Annotated in this window: 19 protein-coding genes; 9 read left to right on the forward strand and 10 right to left on the reverse strand. The window is 63.9% G+C overall.

The annotated features are described in order from the left end of the window. Positions 1–30 precede the first annotated feature (30 nt). Entirely contained in the window at positions 31–333 is a 303-nt protein-coding gene (locus NKJ57_RS04865) for a ribbon-helix-helix domain-containing protein (protein ID WP_023670924.1), read from the forward strand. Positions 334–338: 5 nt separating this feature from the next. Here the strand turns inward: NKJ57_RS04865 and NKJ57_RS04870 are convergent, their stop codons facing one another. Both NKJ57_RS04870 and cckA read right to left on the reverse strand, forming a co-directional pair. Next, complete coding sequence (locus tag NKJ57_RS04870; RefSeq protein WP_352512628.1) at positions 339–1,049, reverse strand: purine-nucleoside phosphorylase; 711 nt, start codon at positions 1,047–1,049, stop codon at positions 339–341. A gap of 84 nt (positions 1,050–1,133) precedes the next feature. Continuing rightward, the gene (gene cckA, locus NKJ57_RS04875; RefSeq protein ID WP_352512630.1) at positions 1,134–3,704 is read right to left on the reverse strand and encodes a cell cycle histidine kinase CckA; all 2,571 of its coding nucleotides are present in this window, start codon (positions 3,702–3,704) and stop codon (positions 1,134–1,136) included. 205 nt (positions 3,705–3,909) lie between these two features. Between cckA and NKJ57_RS04880 the strand changes: the two genes are divergently transcribed. Further along, positions 3,910–4,626, forward strand: a complete 717-nt coding sequence (locus tag NKJ57_RS04880) for a hypothetical protein (protein WP_352512632.1) — start codon at positions 3,910–3,912, stop codon at positions 4,624–4,626. A 175-nt stretch (positions 4,627–4,801) separates the two neighbouring features. Here the strand turns inward: NKJ57_RS04880 and dksA are convergent, their stop codons facing one another. Together dksA and NKJ57_RS04890 are read right to left on the reverse strand one after the other, a co-directional pair. Then, positions 4,802–5,218 carry an RNA polymerase-binding protein DksA gene (dksA, locus tag NKJ57_RS04885; protein WP_023673491.1) on the reverse strand — a complete coding sequence of 139 codons (417 nt, stop codon included), beginning with the start codon at positions 5,216–5,218 and terminating at the stop codon, positions 4,802–4,804. A gap of 5 nt (positions 5,219–5,223) precedes the next feature. Next, positions 5,224–5,403, reverse strand: coding sequence for a hypothetical protein (locus NKJ57_RS04890; RefSeq protein WP_023696495.1), 180 nt, complete (start codon positions 5,401–5,403; stop codon positions 5,224–5,226). Positions 5,404–5,472: 69 nt separating this feature from the next. On the opposite strand from NKJ57_RS04890, the gene NKJ57_RS04895 reads away from it, so the two are divergent. The 4 genes from NKJ57_RS04895 (at position 5,473) to NKJ57_RS04910 (ending at position 9,235) form a co-directional block, all read left to right on the forward strand. Continuing rightward, the gene (locus NKJ57_RS04895) at positions 5,473–5,976 is read left to right on the forward strand and encodes a SixA phosphatase family protein (RefSeq protein ID WP_023688651.1); all 504 of its coding nucleotides are present in this window, start codon (positions 5,473–5,475) and stop codon (positions 5,974–5,976) included. 85 nt (positions 5,977–6,061) lie between these two features. Further along, a complete protein-coding gene (locus NKJ57_RS04900) occupies positions 6,062–7,540 on the forward strand; it encodes a YcjX family GTP-binding protein (protein ID WP_352512634.1) in 1,479 nt (492 codons plus the stop codon). Continuing rightward, positions 7,537–8,604: a YcjF family protein gene (locus tag NKJ57_RS04905; RefSeq protein ID WP_352512636.1), complete on the forward strand. Its 1,068-nt coding sequence runs from the start codon at positions 7,537–7,539 to the stop codon at positions 8,602–8,604. The genes NKJ57_RS04900 and NKJ57_RS04905 overlap by 4 nt, the downstream gene beginning before the upstream one ends. A gap of 82 nt (positions 8,605–8,686) precedes the next feature. Further along, positions 8,687–9,235: a hypothetical protein gene (locus NKJ57_RS04910; protein WP_023673495.1), complete on the forward strand. Its 549-nt coding sequence runs from the start codon at positions 8,687–8,689 to the stop codon at positions 9,233–9,235. 343 nt (positions 9,236–9,578) lie between these two features. On the opposite strand, the gene NKJ57_RS04915 is transcribed toward NKJ57_RS04910, so the two are convergent. The 3 genes from NKJ57_RS04915 to NKJ57_RS04925 all read right to left on the reverse strand — a co-directional run bounded on the left by NKJ57_RS04915 (position 9,579) and on the right by NKJ57_RS04925 (position 12,287). Next, positions 9,579–9,845, reverse strand: a complete 267-nt coding sequence (locus NKJ57_RS04915; protein ID WP_023688654.1) for a hypothetical protein — start codon at positions 9,843–9,845, stop codon at positions 9,579–9,581. 183 nt (positions 9,846–10,028) lie between these two features. Next, complete coding sequence (locus tag NKJ57_RS04920) at positions 10,029–11,237, reverse strand: MFS transporter (protein WP_023688655.1); 1,209 nt, start codon at positions 11,235–11,237, stop codon at positions 10,029–10,031. Positions 11,238–11,297: 60 nt separating this feature from the next. Further along, positions 11,298–12,287 carry an AraC family transcriptional regulator gene (locus NKJ57_RS04925; protein ID WP_023706171.1) on the reverse strand — a complete coding sequence of 330 codons (990 nt, stop codon included), beginning with the start codon at positions 12,285–12,287 and terminating at the stop codon, positions 11,298–11,300. Positions 12,288–12,447: 160 nt separating this feature from the next. Here NKJ57_RS04925 and NKJ57_RS04930 point away from each other — a divergent pair, with 160 nt between their 5' ends. Together NKJ57_RS04930 and NKJ57_RS04935 are read left to right on the forward strand one after the other, a co-directional pair. After that, positions 12,448–14,295, forward strand: coding sequence for a monovalent cation:proton antiporter-2 (CPA2) family protein (locus tag NKJ57_RS04930; RefSeq protein ID WP_023742508.1), 1,848 nt, complete (start codon positions 12,448–12,450; stop codon positions 14,293–14,295). After that, the gene (locus NKJ57_RS04935) at positions 14,295–14,843 is read left to right on the forward strand and encodes a DUF924 family protein (protein WP_023673500.1); all 549 of its coding nucleotides are present in this window, start codon (positions 14,295–14,297) and stop codon (positions 14,841–14,843) included. Before NKJ57_RS04930 ends, NKJ57_RS04935 begins: the two co-directional genes overlap by 1 nt. Here NKJ57_RS04935 and folK read toward each other — a convergent pair. The 3 genes from folK to folP are packed head-to-tail and all read right to left on the reverse strand — an operon-like array spanning position 14,840 to position 16,564. Next, entirely contained in the window at positions 14,840–15,358 is a 519-nt protein-coding gene (gene folK, locus NKJ57_RS04940) for a 2-amino-4-hydroxy-6-hydroxymethyldihydropteridine diphosphokinase (protein ID WP_352512638.1), read from the reverse strand. The genes NKJ57_RS04935 and folK overlap by 4 nt on opposite strands. Next, entirely contained in the window at positions 15,342–15,701 is a 360-nt protein-coding gene (gene folB / locus NKJ57_RS04945) for a dihydroneopterin aldolase (RefSeq protein ID WP_023673502.1), read from the reverse strand. The genes folK and folB overlap by 17 nt, the downstream gene beginning before the upstream one ends. A gap of 17 nt (positions 15,702–15,718) precedes the next feature. Then, entirely contained in the window at positions 15,719–16,564 is an 846-nt protein-coding gene (gene folP / locus NKJ57_RS04950; RefSeq protein ID WP_352512639.1) for a dihydropteroate synthase, read from the reverse strand. 148 nt (positions 16,565–16,712) lie between these two features. Between folP and NKJ57_RS04955 the strand changes: the two genes are divergently transcribed. Beyond that, complete coding sequence (locus NKJ57_RS04955) at positions 16,713–17,333, forward strand: DUF922 domain-containing Zn-dependent protease (RefSeq protein ID WP_023728091.1); 621 nt, start codon at positions 16,713–16,715, stop codon at positions 17,331–17,333. Positions 17,334–17,402: the final 69 nt, after the last annotated feature.

The following is a 17,402-nucleotide window of genomic DNA, read 5'->3' on the forward strand; positions in this document are numbered from 1 at the left end:
GCCCAAAACCAACAATATCGGGAGGTAAGGATGTGCAGGGTTTTTGCCGGGCAGGATCCGGAAGGCTATCGACAGATCAACCGGTCGATCCGCATCGACGGTCACTCTACGAGTATCCAGCTTGAAGGAACGTTCTGGGCGCTGCTTGACGAAATTGCCGACAGCCAGGGCCTGACGACGCCGAAGTTCATCTCAAAACTCTATGACGAAGCGATCGAGATCAACGGCGCCATTCCCAACTTCGCGTCGATGCTGCGTACCACCTGCGCGCTCTATCTGCGCGGTCACCGGCCAGACATGGATGAGCTGACGCCGAAGCGCGAAGCGGCCTGAGGAAGCTAGCCTTCCGCCGCAACGTCGAGCCCGAGCCGCGCCATATCGGTGAACAGCGCCTGACGTTCGGAATAGGCAGTCTGTTCGCCGGTCACGATGTTGTCGACGACGGTCAGCAGCGACAGCGCGCGGGCGCCGAAATGCGCCGCGATTCGGTAGAGTGCGCTGGTTTCCATATCGACAGCGAGAGCGCCAAGCGCCTGCGCTTCGGCAAAGCGGTCGCGCCCTTCAGGGTGGTAGAAGACATCGCTGCAGATGGTCAGCCCGGCCTGGTGGTCGATGCCGAGCTGGGCGGCGCAGGCCAAAGCGTGGGCGAACAGGCCGGGATCGGGCCCGGCGGCAGCATCGTAGAGGCCGAAGACCTGGCCGCTTTGGTCGCTTTCGGCGCGCACCGACTGCGAGATCACCAAGGAGCGCAGCGGCACGCGGGGTGTCAGGCCGCCGCAGGTGCCTGTGCGGATCAGCGTTTTTACGCCGTGAACATCCAGGAGTTCATGCGCATAGACCAGGAAGGACGGGACACCGATGCCGGTGGCCTGGATGCTGATGAGACGGCCGCGATAGAGACCAGTGAAGCCGAGTGCGCCCCGGCGGCGGTTGACGCAGCGCGGCGCCTCAAGAAATGTCTTTGCCATCCACTCGGCGCGTTGCGGATCGCCCGGCAACAGCACCGTTGCGGCATAGTCGCCCCTGGCAGCCTCGTTGTGCGGCGTCACGACATGCTCCCCAAAACCCGCCGCCCGTTTCGCCTGCAATCATGGCAGTGTCACGTCATTGCGCAAGCTTTGAATTAGGGCGCCCTAGGACTCCAATACATCCTTAACCACGGTGGCCAGTTGCTTGAGGGAGAACGGCTTCGGCAGGAAGCCGAATTGCGCGTCCGGCGGCAGGTTTCTGGCGAAAGCGTCTTCGGCATAGCCGGACACGAAGACGAACTTAATGTCGGGCTGGCGCTTGCGCAGTTCGCCGAGCAGCGTCGGTCCGTCCATTTCCGGCATCACCACGTCGGACACGACGATATCGACCTTGCCGCCGAGCGCTTCGAAGACTTCCAGCGCCTCGACGCCCGAGGAGGCCTCATGGACGGTATAGCCGCGCGAGGTCAGCGCCCGCGAGCCGCCCATGCGCACGGCGTCTTCGTCCTCGACGAGGAGCACAGTGGCCGAGCCCGACAGGTCCTTGGCGCTGTCGGCGGCTTTCACCGGCGCAGCCGGCGCCTCGCTGACGTCGCCGGGCTTCTTCGCCTCCACGATATGGCGCGGCAAGAAGATGCGGAAGGTCGAGCCCTTGCCGACTTCGGAATCGCAGAAGATGAAACCGCCGGTCTGCTTGATGATGCCATAGACCATCGACAGCCCAAGGCCGGTGCCTTTGCCGACTTCCTTAGTGGTGAAGAACGGCTCAAAAATCTTCTTCAGCACGTCCGGCGCAATGCCCGAGCCGCTATCCTCGACCTCGACCACGACATAGTCGGCAGGCGTGAGCTCGCGGTAGGAGAAGCTCTTGCATTGTTCGGCGGTGACGTTGCGGGTGCGCACGGTGAGGTCGCCGCCGGCCGGCATGGCGTCGCGCGCGTTGACGGCCAGGTTGACCACCACCTGCTCGAACTGGCCGATATCGACCTTGACCGGCCACAAATCGCGGCCGTGGTCGACCTTCAGCTTGATCTCGTTGCCAACCAGGCGGGCAAGCAGCATCCGGAGATCGGCAAGCACGTCGGTCAGGTTCAGCACTTCCGGCCGCAATGTCTGCTTGCGCGAGAAGGCGAGCAACTGCCGCACCAGCGAGGCCGCCCGGTTGGCATTCTGCTTGATGTTCATGATGTCGGGGAAGGACGGGTCCGACGGCCGGTGATTGGTCAGCAAAAGATCCGACGCCATGATGATGGCGGTCAGCACATTGTTGAAGTCGTGGGCGATGCCGCCGGCGAGCTGTCCGACCGCCTGCATCTTCTGGCTCTGCGCCATCTGGCCCTCGAGCGCCTTCTGCTCGGTGGTCTCGACGGCATAGACGATGGCCGATTCCTCGGCGCCCTCGCCGGTGCCGTCGGCGACGGCGTTGACGTAGAAGCGGATGTGACGCTCCTCATTGCCGGGCAGCAGCGTGTCGATCGGCTCGATGTCGGCCTGCCTCAGCCGCGCCTTTTCGAACGCGGCGGCAAAGGCCGGCCGGTCGCGCTCGTGGATCACGGTGTCCAGCCGCACGCGGCGGTCGACCGCGTCGCCGTCGACGACGGAGGAAAACAGCGACAGGAACGGCGCGTTGGTGCGCAGGATGCGGCCGCCATTGTCGACGGCGGCAATGGCCATCGGCGTCGAATTGAAGAAACGGGTGAAGCGCACTTCCGAAGCACGAAGGTCGGCCGATGCGTCCTCGCCCTGGGTGCGGTTGAGCACGATGGTGCGGGTGGGACCGTTGGTCCCCTCGCGGCTGGCCGAGACCCGATGCATGAAGCGCACCGGCAGCGCCTCGCCGGTCGTCGTCGTAAGATCGAGATCGATGACGGCGTTGCGGGTGGTGCCGGGATCGGCCTTGACCGAGCGCACCAGCGCCATGCCGTCGCCGGCGACGATTTCCGGGAGTGTCACGGCGCCAGGGGTGAAGCTCGCCAGATCGATGCCCAGCCATTCGGCGAGCGTGGCGTTGATGTAGGTGACACGGCCTTCCTGGTCGGCTGAGAAGAAACCGGCCGGCGCATGGTCGAGATGGTCGATGGCCTTCTGCAAGTCGAGGAAGAAACGCTCCTGCTCGGCCCGTTCCTGCGAGATATCGGCAAGCTGCCAGGCAAGCATCGGCAGGCGCTGACCGGGAACGCTGAAGGTCCGGGCCCGCGCCCGGTACCAGCGCGCGCCGGGCTCGGCGCCCGGCCGGATCGACTGTGCTAACCGGAACTCACCGTCGCCGGCCTGGCCATCGCGCAAGCCCGAGGCCAGCCGGTATATGGTCACCGAAGCTTCGGGGACATCGGAAAGCAGGCTTTCGACCGTCTTCAGATCGGCGGCCGACGCAGCACCGGTCATCTCGGCGTAGGCCCGGTTGGCGTAGACGACGCGGCCCTTGGTGTCGGTGACGATCAGGCCCTGCGACATCGAATCGACGAAGGCCTTCGACAGTTCGTCCCCGGTCGAACGCGGCGCGATCTGCACGAAGCCGATGGCCGTGGCGAACAGGAAGCCGACGCCGATCATGGCAAGCACGCCCAGCATGCCGAGCAGGAACGGATCGCCAAGACGCTCGCGGAAAATGCCGAAAACGATCGCGGCCCCAGTCAGGACGATGATGAACACGATGAGCCGGGTAACCGCGCCTGGCCGCGTGTTCTGATCGACGATCGGTACCGGATAGAAATCGCCGCGCGTTTCCCTGGCCATATGCCCCCTGCTCGTGAGTTGTCCGACACCGCCCCCGGCCGGTTGAATCACATTCTCCTAATCCGGAAAAGGCCTTGGCGGCAAATGTCGGATAAAAATGACGCGTCGGTGTTTTCAAGCTGTTCACGAAGCGTGAAGGCAACTTGCGGTGGCTGGCCGCAACGGTCTAGTGTCCCTCCACTTCAAAAGCCGATTGGGGGCACCGATGCAGTGGCTGGATAATGTGGCGGGTCCCGGATATGCCGCAGCGCTGCTGTGGACGTTTGCTGCCCTTGTCCTGCTGGTCATCGTGCTCATCATCATCAGGCTGATCCGCAACCTGACCTTCGGCACCTTCGTTGCCGGGGGCAGGAACCGCAAGACACGGCTGGCGGTCATGGACGCCACGGCAGTCGACAGCCACCGCCGGCTGGTGCTCATCCGTCGCGACGACATCGAACACCTGCTTTTGATCGGCGGCCCAACCGACGTTGTCGTCGAGCGCGATATCAGGCTTGCAGCGCCACGCCGTCCGGCATTGACCGGCGATGGCGGTGTTGGCCAGCAGCAACAGGCGCCGCGTCCGCGCGCAGCACAACCCGCTCCGGCCACGCCCGCAAGGCAGGCGCCGCCGCCGCAACCGGTAAGGGCTGCTCCGGCCGCCGTTCCGCCGCGCCAGGCCGCGCCGGCGCCGAAACCGGCTCAAATCTACCAGGCGAGCAATGTGACACCGCTGCCGGCCTATGGCTCCGCCGCCAATACTGCCCGGCAGGCCCCGCCACCGAAGCATGAGTCCATCGACGATACCCTGATGCGGGAGCTCGAGGTCTCGCTCGACGATTCGCACCCCAAACCGGCAAGCAGGCCGGCTGCGAAGGCACCGCAGTCTCTCGACGACGAGATGACCAAGCTGCTCGGCGAACTCGCCAGCCAGAAACGATAAAGCCCGGCGAACCGTCACATCTTGCCGATTCCCGATCGAACGCCGCTTAAGCGTGTCGTCCGTTTCAGCGCGACGCGCTTTAACTTGGGGGCGGACTAAACCCTTCGGCCAAAAACAGAAATGGCCGGGAAACCCGGCCATTTCTGATGAAACAGTCCTGCCTGACGGCAGCGGCTCAATCGTCGCGATAGACCTTCTCGCGGCGTTCGTGGCGCTCCTGCGCTTCGATCGACAAGGTCGCGATCGGACGCGCATCCAGCCGCTTCAGCGCGATCGGCTCGCCGGTTTCCTCGCAATAGCCGTATGTGCCTTCATCGATGCGCTGCAGCGCCGAATCGATCTTTGAAATGAGCTTGCGCTGGCGGTCGCGGGCCCGAAGCTCGATGGCGCGGTCGGTTTCCGAGGAAGCGCGATCGGCGAGATCGGGATGGTTGGCGTTTTCCTGCTGCAGGATTTCGAGGGTTTCGCGCGCTTCGCGCAGTATGTCGGTCTTCCAGGTGACGAGCTTCAGGCGAAAGTAGGATTTCTGCCGTTCGTTCATGAACGGCTCGTCTTCAGAGGGTACGTAATTGGCTGTAACGATATCGTTCATTCGACTCACCCAACAACCCCAAATTTGGCGCCTATATATTCGCGCAGAGAAGGCTGCACAAGCGTAATCCGCGCGCGTTTCACGCAATTGTTAATGCCGCGCGGGCGATCCTCAGCAAAGCCTTCCATAGCAAGGGCGCGGGCGAATTCGCACATGATTCGCTGCGCTTGGGCGTCGCCGCCCATTGTGCCTCAGGCCTTTCTCGTGGCTAATCCAGTTGTGTCATTGGTGGGCAGCACACCATTGGGGGTCCGGTGAGCAGACTGTATCTGTTGAGGCATGCGAAGGCTGGCTGGGCCCTTCCCGGCGTGCGCGACTTCGATCGCCCGCTCGACGCATCCGGCATTGCCGATGCCGAAATGATGGGGACTGCGATGCGTGCCCGCAACTACATCCCCGATATCACGCTCTGCTCCAACGCCAAGCGGGCGCGCCAGACGCTGGAAGGCATCGCCGGCCACACCGATACCGGCCGGGTGCTGTTCTTCGACACGCTCTACAGCGAGGATGCCGCCGGCTACCTCGCCATCATCCGCAGCAACGGCGGCCCCGGCTCGCTGCTGGTCATCGGCCACAATCCGATGACGGAAGACCTTGCCATGGCGGTCTCGGGCGACGGCGACGAGGCTGCTCGGGCCATCATGAACCATGGTTTCCCGACATCCGGCCTTGCGGTCGTGCGCTTCAGCGGCAACCTTGCGGAAGCCTCGCAAGGCGCCGGCTACCTCGAAGCCTTCCTGACGCCCGTCGATCTCTGAGCCGAGCCGGCCGAGGCCGGGCGCCATTTCAAACTTGAACCGCAAAGCCTATATCGGCGCAAGAGCACGCCTGAGAGAACAGATTTTGGCATCATCGCTGACCACTTTCACCGACGAAGCGAGAATTGCCCTGGATACGCTGTCGGGGCGTGCGAGCGGGCTTTTTTCGCCGTCGCTTCGGCTGGGCGTCACCGGCCTGTCCCGGGCCGGCAAGACGGTGTTCATCTCGGCTCTCGTCCACAATCTCATCCATGGCGGGCGCCTGCCGCTCTTCGAGGCGCAGAAGTCGGGCCGGATCGCGCGCGCCTTCCTCGAGGAACAGCCGGACGATGCCGTGCCGCGTTTTCAGTACGAGGACCATATCTCCGCCCTGGTCAACGACCGCACCTGGCCGGACTCGACGCGCGCCATTTCGGAACTCAGGCTCACCATCGAATATGAGTCTGCCTCCGGTTGGAACCGGATGTTTTCCAGCGGCCGATTGTCGGTCGACATCGTCGACTACCCCGGCGAATGGCTGCTCGACCTGCCGCTGCTCGGCAAATCCTTCGCCGATTTTTCGCATGAAGCTTTTGAGATGGCTATGCTGCCGGTGCGGGCCGACCTGTCGCAGGACTGGCGGGCGCTGTCGGCGAGGATCGACCCCAATGCCGACGCCGACGAGATGACGGCGCGGCGCCTCGCCGAGAGTTTTGCCGCCTACCTCAAGGCCTGCAAGCTCGACGAGCGGGCGCTTTCGACCTTGCCGCCCGGCCGTTTCCTGATGCCTGGCGACCTCGAGGGATCGCCGGCGCTGACCTTCGCGCCCTTGCTGCTCAAGGGTGAGAAACGGCCGCGCTCCGGCTCGCTGCAAGCGATGATGGAGCGCCGCTACGAGGCCTACAAGACGCATGTGGTGAAACCGTTCTTCCGCGAACACATCACCCGCCTCGACCGCCAGATCGTGGTGATCGACGCCATGCAGGCGCTGAACGCCGGCCCCGGCGCGATGGCCGACCTGGAACGCGCGGTGACCGAAATCCTCTCCTGTTTCCGTCCTGGCCGAGGCAATTTCCTCACCGACCTGTTTTCACGCCGCATCGACCGCATCCTGGTTGCCGCGACCAAGGCCGACCATTTGCATCACGAAAGCCATGACCGGCTGCAGGCAATCGTGCGGCGGCTTGCCGACCGCGCCGTGGCGCGGGCAAATTTCACCGGCGCCGATGTCGACGTGGTCGCCATGGCGGCGGTGCGCGCGACGCGCGAAGGCACGGTCAAGCAAGGCCGCGAAACCCTGCCGGTGATCATCGGCACGCCGCTGAAGGGCGAGAAGATCAACGGCGAAACCTTTGATGGCAAAGCCGAAACCGCCATATTTCCCGGGGACTTGCCGGAGAAAATTGACGCGGTTTTCGACGTTTCCGAAGCCGACCACCGGCAGAGCAGCGACGATCCGGCGATCCGTTTCGTGCGCTTTCGCCCGCCAAAGCTCGAACGCACCGCTGAAGGCGTCACGCTGTCGCTGCCGCATATCAGGCTCGACCGCGCCTTGCAGTTCCTGATCGGAGACCATCTGGCATGACCGCGCCCCGCAGACCGGCAGCTTTCCGCATCGAGCCGGAGGCCGAACCGAAGCAGGAAACGCGCCGCCCCCATGCCGAGCCGCCGGCACGCAAGTCGCGCGCCGTCGTCGTGCCGGCCGAGATCGATGTCTTCGACGAACCCGACATTGTCGCCGCCGAACCGCCGCTGGCGACCGCGCCGCGCAGGCGCTCGCTGTTTGCCAGCCTGTTTTTCGGCGCGGTCGGCGTGCTGGTTTCGCTCGCCGTCGGCCTGTGGACCGACCAACTCATCCGCGACCTGTTCGAGCGCGCAGAGTGGCTGGGGTGGCTGGCAGCGGGAATGGCCGCAATTGCCGTGTTGGCCCTCGCAGTCGTGCTGGTGCGGGAATTCCTGGCTATTGCCCGGCTGGCCGAGGTCGAAAAACTGCAAAAGCGGGCGCTCGATGCCGTGGCGCGCGACGATCCGAAGGCTGCAAGGGCCGTCGTCGAAGAGCTTTCGGCCTTTGTCGCTGCGAAACCCGAAACCGCGGCCGGCAGGCGCTCCCTGGCCGAATTGCGCGGCGAGATCATCGACGGCGGCAATCTGGTGCGACTGGCCGAGGCCGAGATTCTCGCGCCGCTCGATGCGAGAGCCAAGGTGATGATCCTCGAAGCAGCCAAACGCGTGTCGCTGGTCACCGCCGTCAGCCCCCGCGCACTCGTAGACGTTGCCTATGTCGTGTTCGAGGCCGGGCGCCTGATCCGCCGCTTGTCCGAACTCTACGGCGGCAGGCCGGGCACGCTGGGCTTTTTCCGGCTGGCGCGCAGCGTTCTTGCCCATCTGGCGGTGACCGGCTCGATCGCCGTCGGCGACAGCTTTGTCCAGCAGATCGTCGGGCATGGCCTTGCCGCACGGCTTTCGGCGAAACTCGGCGAAGGCGTGGTCAACGGCATGATGACGGCGCGTATCGGCATTGCTGCCATGGAGACGGCGCGGCCCCTGCCCTTCATTGCCGGCAGGCGGCCGGGTATGGGCGATTTCCTGTCGGCGCTGACCTCGTTTGCGGCCAGAAAAGAGAATGAAGCACCCGCCTCAAGCAAGTGAACGCCCTCTCGCGGTCACCAAGCATTAACCAATCTTGTTCATGGTCGTCCAACAACAGCCTCCTTGTTGCCGGGTGTCGTCTATGAAAAGCGTAATCTTGTCCTGCGTCCTGCCCCTGGTCGCGCTTGCAGCACCTCTGGGCCCGACCGGGAAAGCCTTTGCAGCCGAGCCCGACAAGCAGTTCTTCCGCACCGTCGAAGGCAAATGGGTCGGCCCGGGCGAAATCATCGCCGGCAAATACAAGGGCACGAAGTTCACCTGCAGCTTCGACGGCTCGACGCCGGACAACAAGACCGGCATGACGCTCGATGGCGACTGCCGCGTCGGTGTCTTCACCCAGAAAATGTCGGCGACCGTCGAGCGCAAGGGCCGCGACTACAAGGGCAATTTCATGGGCGGCGCCGCGGGGTCGGGCCTGGACATCATCGGCGGCAATGTGGTCGATGCCCGCAAAGTCGTCTTCACCATCAACCGCAACCAATTGCGCGGCGTCATGCAGGCCCGCATTCCCGACGACAATTCGATGACGGTGACCATCGCGGTGCGCGTCGACCAGCAGCTGGTGCCGGTCATCGGTATGAGCCTCAAGCGCGTCGATGCCGTCGAAGTTGGCTCCATCGCCAAAAACTGACTCTCAAGCGGTTCCCCCAAAAAGCGCGGAACGGGGTTGCACTGCGCGATAGCTGAGCTGTTCCGCTCAGCTCGATGTCGGGAAATGACAGGCCACCTTGCGGCCGGGTTGGCGCTCCTCAAGCACGGGCCGCTCGGTGCGGCACCTTTCTGCCGCGATCGGACATGTGGCGCGCAACCGACGATGTCAGCGTCTCCGACGGCCCAAGCCACAGCAAGGCCAACGTGTCAGGGTCCTGTGCGTGCCGGCCGTCCTTCGTGTCAGCGCGATGCGCTTTAAGAACACCAGCAAAAAAGGCGGCGGCTACTCGAGCCACCGCCTTTCTCAATTTCCGAACGAAGAATCAGCCCTTGATGGCGGCCGTCAGCTCGTCATAGGCCTTGCAGGCGTCGGCCGGCGTGGTGGCGCCCTGATATTTGGTCGTCACAGCCTGCACCTTGGCGGTCAGGTCGGCGGCCTTGGACGGATCCTTGGTGATCGCCTCCTGCAGCGCGGCGGTCATCTCCTGCGCCTTCTTGGCGGCAATCTCCTGCGTGCATTCAGGCGCCTTCGAACAGGCCGATGCGGCAAGCATGGCGACACCCACGCCGACGAGCAAAAACTTCTTCATGTCAGTCATTCTCCTCACGAAGGCAGAACTTGATCGTCGCTGCCTTCCAACGGCCGAAGCCTGGCGTCCCATAGCCGCCGATTGCGGCAAAACGCAACGTGTGCGGCGCATAAACCTGTGCAGCGCTGCTGCAACGGCGCGGACGGCCTGATTGAGGCCGCCCGTGTCAGACGAAGCAAGGTTTCAGCCACGAGGCTGCAGCAGCGCCAGTGCGGCCGTCGCCGCGGCAAGGACGGCGGTAAGGGTCAAAGGCCCCGTAGCGCCATAGGTGTCCACGACATAACCGCCGACAACCGCACCGACGGTGATGGCAACCTGGAAGGAAGTGACCATCAGGCTGCCTGCTGCTTCCAGCGCATCAGGTGCCGCGCGGGACATATTGGTCGGCAGCACCACCGGCGCCATGCCGAAGGCGAAGCCCCACAGCGTAACAAAGCCGAAGGCAACGCCGGTTTGCGCGCCCCAAAGCACCAAAGCGAGTGCCGCAAACGCCATCAACGCGGCGGTTACTGCGAGGGCCATGTGGATGTTGGTGTCGGCCAGGCGGCCACCGGCAATATTGCCGATCACAGCGGCGATGCCGAACCCGAGCAGCGCCAGGGCAATCGGCCCGGTTGTGAGGAGCGTCACCTGTTCGAGGAACGGGCGCACATAGACCGAGCCGGCAAAATGCCCGGTCATCAGCAGAACAATGGCAAGCATACCGAGTTGGATGCCACGCCGCCGTGTCAGCCGAAAGACGTCTGCAAGGCTGTTGCTTGCCGCCGCAGGCAAGGTCGGCAGGCTGAGAAGCTGCAGCAGCATGGCAAGCGCGGCCAGCCCCGCCGTCATGGCCATGGCGCTGCGCCATCCCAGCCAGTCACTGATCAACGCACCCATCGACGGCGCGGCAATGGTGGCGAGCGAGACGCCGAGGGTCACGATCGCCATGCCGCGACCTGTCGCATTGGCGCCGACCAGCCGCGCCACGACGGCAACGGAAAGTGCCCAGAAAGCGCTGAGAGCGATCCCCAACCCGGCCCGGCCCAGCAACAGCAGCCAGAAATTGGGCGCCAGCGCCGCAAGAATATTGGAACCGACCGCCAGGGCCATGAGGCCAACCAGCACCGCCTTGCGGTTCAATCGACCTATGAGAACATTGCTCAACATGGCCGTCACGGCGCCAACGGAAGCGGTGGCGGTGACGACCTGTCCGGCCGTTCCCTCGCTGATGCCGAGATCGCGCGCCATCGGCGTCAACAGACCTGCCGGCAAGAATTCGGCAGACACCAGGGCAAAGCTGGTGGCCGCCAATGAAAGGACCGCGAACCAGGTGGCCGCGCTCCACGCGGCTGGTGCATCGGCATCAAGGCCAATGGCGGCGTCTTCAAGCTGTAATGTTGTGTCAGTCACGGGAAGATCTCCACAGTTTGGAGATCTTAGATAGGCGAGTCCGCCCGGATGTTATGTACCTTAAAATCCGAAATTCATATCCATTCGTCCGGGAATTGTGCGGCGCACAACGCCTGGCGAGACATTGGTGATGCGCTTGAACGCGCGGGCGAAGGACGCCTCGGAATCATAGCCCAAACGGGTAGCGACTTCGGCAACAGACAAGCCGTTTTGGCCCAGCAATTCGCGGGCAAGCTGCATGCGCAGGCGGGCGAGATAATGTGCGGCGCCCTCACCCAATACCGCGCTGAAGCGCTCGGCGAAAATCGAACGCGATTGGCCTGCCACGCCGGCCAGGCTTCCCAGCGTCCAGTTGTGGCCGGGATCGCGATGCATGGCCGCCAGAGCGCGCCCTATATGGGGGTCGCGGATGGCTGCAAGCCAACCGATGGTCGAGGCGCCGTTGCAATTGACCCAGCAGCGTATGAGCCTGGCTGTCAGCAAATCCGCCATACGCGACAGGATGGTGGCGCTGCCCATCTGCGGTTGCGCGGCCTCCACCGTCATGGCCGCCAGCAAAGGGCCGACCATCGGGTCATTGCCGGCCACGTCGCAACCCTTGATGAGAGGCGGCATCAACGTGATCAACGGATTGAGCGCATAGGAGCCGAGAGACATGGAGCCGCAGAAAAGGGTGCTTGTCGCGCCCGTTCCCTGCCGTATCACTTCGCAAACGTTGCCGCCCAACTTGATCACCTGGCAGCCCTCGAGCGAATCGCCCACCACGTCCGGCGCACTCGCCAGCCGATGGGCGATGCCTTGCGGCAGCAGCACCAGATCGCCATCGCGCAACTCCTGCCAGCCTTGCGCTTCGGTGTGAATCCAGCATGGACCCTGGCCGACAAAGTGAAAACGAAGCAGTTGTTGTTGCGGAAAGTCTATGCTCCATGGGTGCCGGAGTTCGCAGCGGCCATAGTTGACGCCACTCAAGCGAAAGTCTTGCAGAACTTCGCTGAGCGCATCCATCGGGATATGTGGCAGCGGCGACGGCCGGGACGAATAATCAGGCATTTGTCAGATATAGATACCGGCCGTCCGACAGGCAAGCGCAGACTGTTGTTCCACCGGGGAATCGCTGCCGCGGCACCCTACCCATCCTGGCAGGCTTCCCGCCCTTGCCTCCCGCTCCCGGTGCATGCAAGGAGTGCTGTCGGACACAGGGACAAGAGGCATGGCAGCGGAAGCATCGGGCAGCGATCTCATTCAGGTGGTGGCGCTGCTTGCCGCAGGCGTCGTCGCCGTTCCGATCTTCAAACGCATGGGGCTGGGCTCGATCCTCGGCTATCTCGCCGCGGGCGTGGTCATCGGCCCGTTCGGTATTGGCATTTTTTCCGAATCGGAAGCCATCCTGCATGTCGCCGAACTCGGCGTGGTCATGTTCCTGTTCATCATCGGGCTGGAGATGCAGCCGTCGCGGCTATGGGGCCTGCGCCGCGAGATTTTCGGCCTCGGCGCGCTGCAGGTCGGCGTCTGCGCATTGCTGCTCACCGGTGTTGGTCTCGCCGGCGGCTTTCCGATCGCGCAATCCTTCGTTGCCGGCGCCGGCTTTGTCCTGACCTCGACGGCGATCGTCATGCAGCTTCTGGAAGAGCGTGGCGAGATGGCCAGCCCCAAGGGCCAGCGCATCGTGTCCATCCTGCTGCTCGAGGATCTGGCAATCGTGCCGCTTCTGGCGCTGGTCGCCTTCCTGGCGCCGGGCGGCAGCGAGATGACCCTGCAGCAGAGGCTGACCGAAATCGGCATCGGTCTTGGCGCCATCGTCGGGCTGGTGGTGGCCGGCCGCTATCTGCTCAATCCGTTCTTCCGCATCCTGGCCGACGCCAAGGCGCGCGAAGTCATGACGGCGGCAGCACTTCTGGTCGTGCTGGGGTCGGCGCTGGTTATGCAGCTTTCCGGCCTCTCGATGGCGATGGGCGCCTTCCTGGCCGGCGTGCTGTTGTCGGAATCGACCTTCCGCCACCAGCTGGAGGCCGACGTCGAGCCATTCCGCGGCATCCTGCTTGGCCTGTTCTTCCTCGCCGTCGGCATGTCGCTCGACCTGCATGTGGTGGCCGACAACTGGCGGCTGATCGCCGTCTATGTCGTCGCCTACATGGCGATGAATGCGCTCGGCATCTACCTCGTCGCCCGCATGCTGAAGAGCGGTCATCGTGAAGCGCTGGAACGCGCCGTGATCATGGCGCAAGGCGGCGAATTCGCCTTCGTCCTCTATTCGGCCGCAGCGGCGGTTGGCATCATCGACAGCCGGGCCAACGCAACGCTGACCGCTATCATCATCATCTCCATGGTGCTGACGCCGCTGGCCATCATTGCGCTCAAATATTTGACGCCGCGCGACGAGCAGTCGCTTGAAGGCGTCGACATCGCCGACGGCCTTACCGGCAGCGTACTGGTCATCGGCTTCGGCCGTTTCGGCCAGATCGCGAGCCAGCCGCTTTTGTTGCGCGGCATCGATGTGTCGATCATCGACAATGATGTCGAAATGATACAGGCGGCCGCCGATTTCGGCTTCAAGGTCTACTATGGCGACGGCACGCGGCTCGACATTCTGCGCGCCGCAGGTGCAGGCCGCGCGCGCGCCGTGCTGATCTGCGTCGACAAGCCGGACGCCACGGTGCGCATGGCGGAACTGATCAAGGCGGAGTTCCCGTTGCTGACTGTCCTGGCGCGTGCCTTCGATCGCGGCACCGCCCTGTCGCTCATCCGCGCCGGGGTCGACTTCCAGCTGCGCGAGACCTTCGAATCGGCCCTCGTCTTCGGCGGTTCCGCGCTCGAGGTTTTGGGCGTCGAGCCGGAAGATGTCGCCGATGTCATCGAGGATGTGCGACGGCGCGACAATGCCCGACTGGAGACGCAGCTGGCCGAAGGCGTCCGCGCCGGGCAACGTTTCCTCAGGGGCAATACCGGCACGCCGATCCCGACGCCGCTGACGCAACCGCGCCGGCCCGGCCAGGCGCTGAACGAAGAGACGGCCGGCGTGCTGCACAAGCCCGAGCCCGCCGATCAGGGGGAAAGCTGATGACCGCATCGGATGAGCGCGCGCTCGCCGTCACCAAATTCTGGCGCGAGGCCGGCGAAGACGCGTGGTTCGAGAAGAACGACGTCTTCGACGCGGATTTCCGCAGCAGGTTTCTCGACCTGCACTTTGCCGCCGCGCGGCGCGAGTGCGACGCATGGTCGGAGCATGCCGAGGGTTCGCTGGCGCTGATGATCCTGCTCGACCAGTTTCCGCGCAACTGCTTTCGCGGCTCAGGCCATATGTACGCCACCGATCCGCTGGCACGGCACTTTGCCGCCAAGGCGATTGCGGCCGGCCATGACCTTTCGCTGGAAGAAAACCTGCGCGTCTTCCTGTACCTGCCCTACGAACATTCGGAACTGCCCGCCGACCAGGACAGATCGGTCGAGCTCACCACCGCCAGGGCGCCGGAGTATGTGAAATACGCCATCGAGCACCGCGACATCATCCAGCGCTTCGGCCGCTTTCCGCACAGGAACAAGATGCTTGGCCGCGAGACGACGGCGGACGAACAGGCATTTCTCGATGGCGGCGGCTTCTCCGGTTAACCCAGCCACCAATCGCGGCCGGAAGCCAGCCGCTCTATGCCTGACGTATCGACGGCGCTGAGCCGCTCGGTCACGCTCCTGCCGCCCACCGCCAGATCCGGCGCGATCTCGGCCAGGGGCGCCAGCACGAAGGCGCGCTCCACCATTCGGGGATGCGGCACCTCCAGCCCGGTTTGGTGGATTGTGCGGTCGCCGAACACCAATATGTCGATGTCGATCAGGCGCGGACCCCAGCGCTCCTCGCGCACCCGCTTCAGCTTGCGCTCGGCCTCGAGGCAGAGGTCGAGCAGCGCCCTTGGCGCCAGCGAGGTCGAGATTTCGGCAGCGGCGTTGAGGAAATCCGGCTGGTCGAGCTTGCCCCAGGGCGGCGTGCGATAGAGCGAGGAGACGGCGATTACACGCGTGTTCTCGTCGGCGTCGAGCAGGCGCAGCGCCGTGGCCATCGAGGCCGAGGGATCGCCGAGATTGCCGCCAAGGCTGAGATAGACCGTGTTATTGCTACTCTGGCCAGACAACGGTCACCTCGACGTAATCGAGCACGCCGGGCACCGGTGCGTTGGGCTTGCGCACGGTGATCTCGGCCTTCCTGATCTGCGGAAACCGTGAAGTCAGCGCCTTCGCTACTTCGAGCGCCAGCGCCTCGATCAGGAAACGGCGATGTCCAGTGACGATCTTTTCAATCACCGTGAAGGCGATGCCGTAATTGACGGTATCCTCGATGGAATCATCCTCCAGCGGGCGGCTGGGCTCGACCGTCAACTCGGCATCGACATAAAAACGCTGGCCAAGCGCCTCTTCCTCATCCAGCACGCCGTGCCGGGCAAAGAAGGCGCAGTTCTTCATGCGGATGACGTACATTTCTTACTGTCCTGGGCTCAGCGTCCTGGCTTTTCGCGCGCCAGCATAGCATCGGCGACCGCCAGTGCGTCCACGTTGATTGCGACATCGTGGACGCGAAACAGATCGGCGCCCTTCAGCCTCAGAATGACACTGGTGGCTGCCGTCCCGGCGGCGCGCGCGCCGGCTTCGCGGCCGGTGACGGTGCCGATGAAGCGTTTTCTGGAGGTGCCGGCCATCAAGGGAAAACCGAGCTCCTTAAGCTCGAAAAACCGCGCCATCAGGTCGAGGTTTTCCTCAGCCGTCTCCTTGGCGAAGCCGAAGCCGGCATCGAGTACGATATGATCGTCCGCAACGCCGCTGCGCCTGGCGATTTCCAGCGAAGCCTTGAGGAACAAAAACTGGTCGGCGATGACGTCGGGCAGTTTTTGCCGCTCGCGCCCGGTATGCATGATGACCAGTCCGGCGCCGGTCTCGGCGGCGACGCGGGCGATGCCGGGTTCACGCTGCAAGCCCCAGACATCGTTGACGATATGCGCGCCAGCGGCGACGGCGAGGCGCGCGGTTTCCTCGCGATAGGTGTCGACCGAAATCAGGGCTTCGCCTGAACCGGCGAGTGCTGCGATCACCGGCAGGATGCGGGTCTGCTCTTCTTCAGGCGTCACGGGCGAGGCGCCGGGGCGCGTCGATTCCCCGCCGATATCGACGACGGCGGCGCCTTCTTCCACCATGCGGTGCGCCTGCGCCACCGCCTGGTCAGGCGTGATGAACAGTCCGCCATCCGAAAAACTGTCCGGCGTGACGTTGAGAATGCCGACCACAATGGCTTTCTCGCCAAGGTCGAGATGGCACTTATGCGCCAGTTGCCATCGCCTTGTCGTCATTGTCCTTCAACCATGTGTCTCATTGGCATGTGGCTCATTGGCATGTGGCTCATCGAGCGCTTGCAATCCATCAACGATGCGTGATCGGTGGAAGATCAATTCCGTTGCGCCGGCAACGGCCGTAAAGCAAGGTGAGTGAAGAGGCAACATGATGAAACGACCCCTGCTCTGCGCCCTGATGCTGGCTTTGACCGTCCTGCCGGCGAATGCTGCCAATCTGGTGAAGACTTACAGCTATTTTGCCATCGGCGGCAGCACGCTCGATGACATCGAGACGCAATTGTCGAAGCATGGACCCGAGGTGAAAAGCACCGGGATGCGGCATCCAGGCGCCACCCAGATGGCGTTCACCACCCGCATCAGCTACGCGCAAACCGCAGACACCTGCCGCATCGCCAAGGCCGCCGTTACCGTCAAGGTCAAGGTCATCCTTCCGGAGTGGCGCAGGCCGCGCAAGGCCGATCCCGATGTCAGGCTGTTCTGGGACACCCTGTCGGCCGACATCAAGCGCCATGAGGAGCGTCATGTCGAGATCGCCAAGAACCACGGCCGTCTGCTCGAAGACGCGCTGAACGCGAGCTTTGCGCAAAAGACCTGCGCCGGGGCAAAGGCGAAGGCGGCGCAGATCACCGCGGCCGAACTCGCCAGGCATGACCAGGACCAATTGCGCTTCGACCGCGTGGAAGGCGTGAATTTCGAAAGCCGCATCCTGCGGCTGCTGCGCTACCGCATGCAGCGCGTCGAGAACGGCCAGCTTCCGCCCGGCTGAAACACGGCGATACCAAGCCAATTCTGCCAAAACATGAGGCCAGCCCCAGAAAATTTTCGGGCATAGGTC

The organism is Mesorhizobium sp. M0077, assembly GCF_040322955.1.
Lineage (GTDB): Bacteria > Pseudomonadota > Alphaproteobacteria > Rhizobiales > Rhizobiaceae > Mesorhizobium.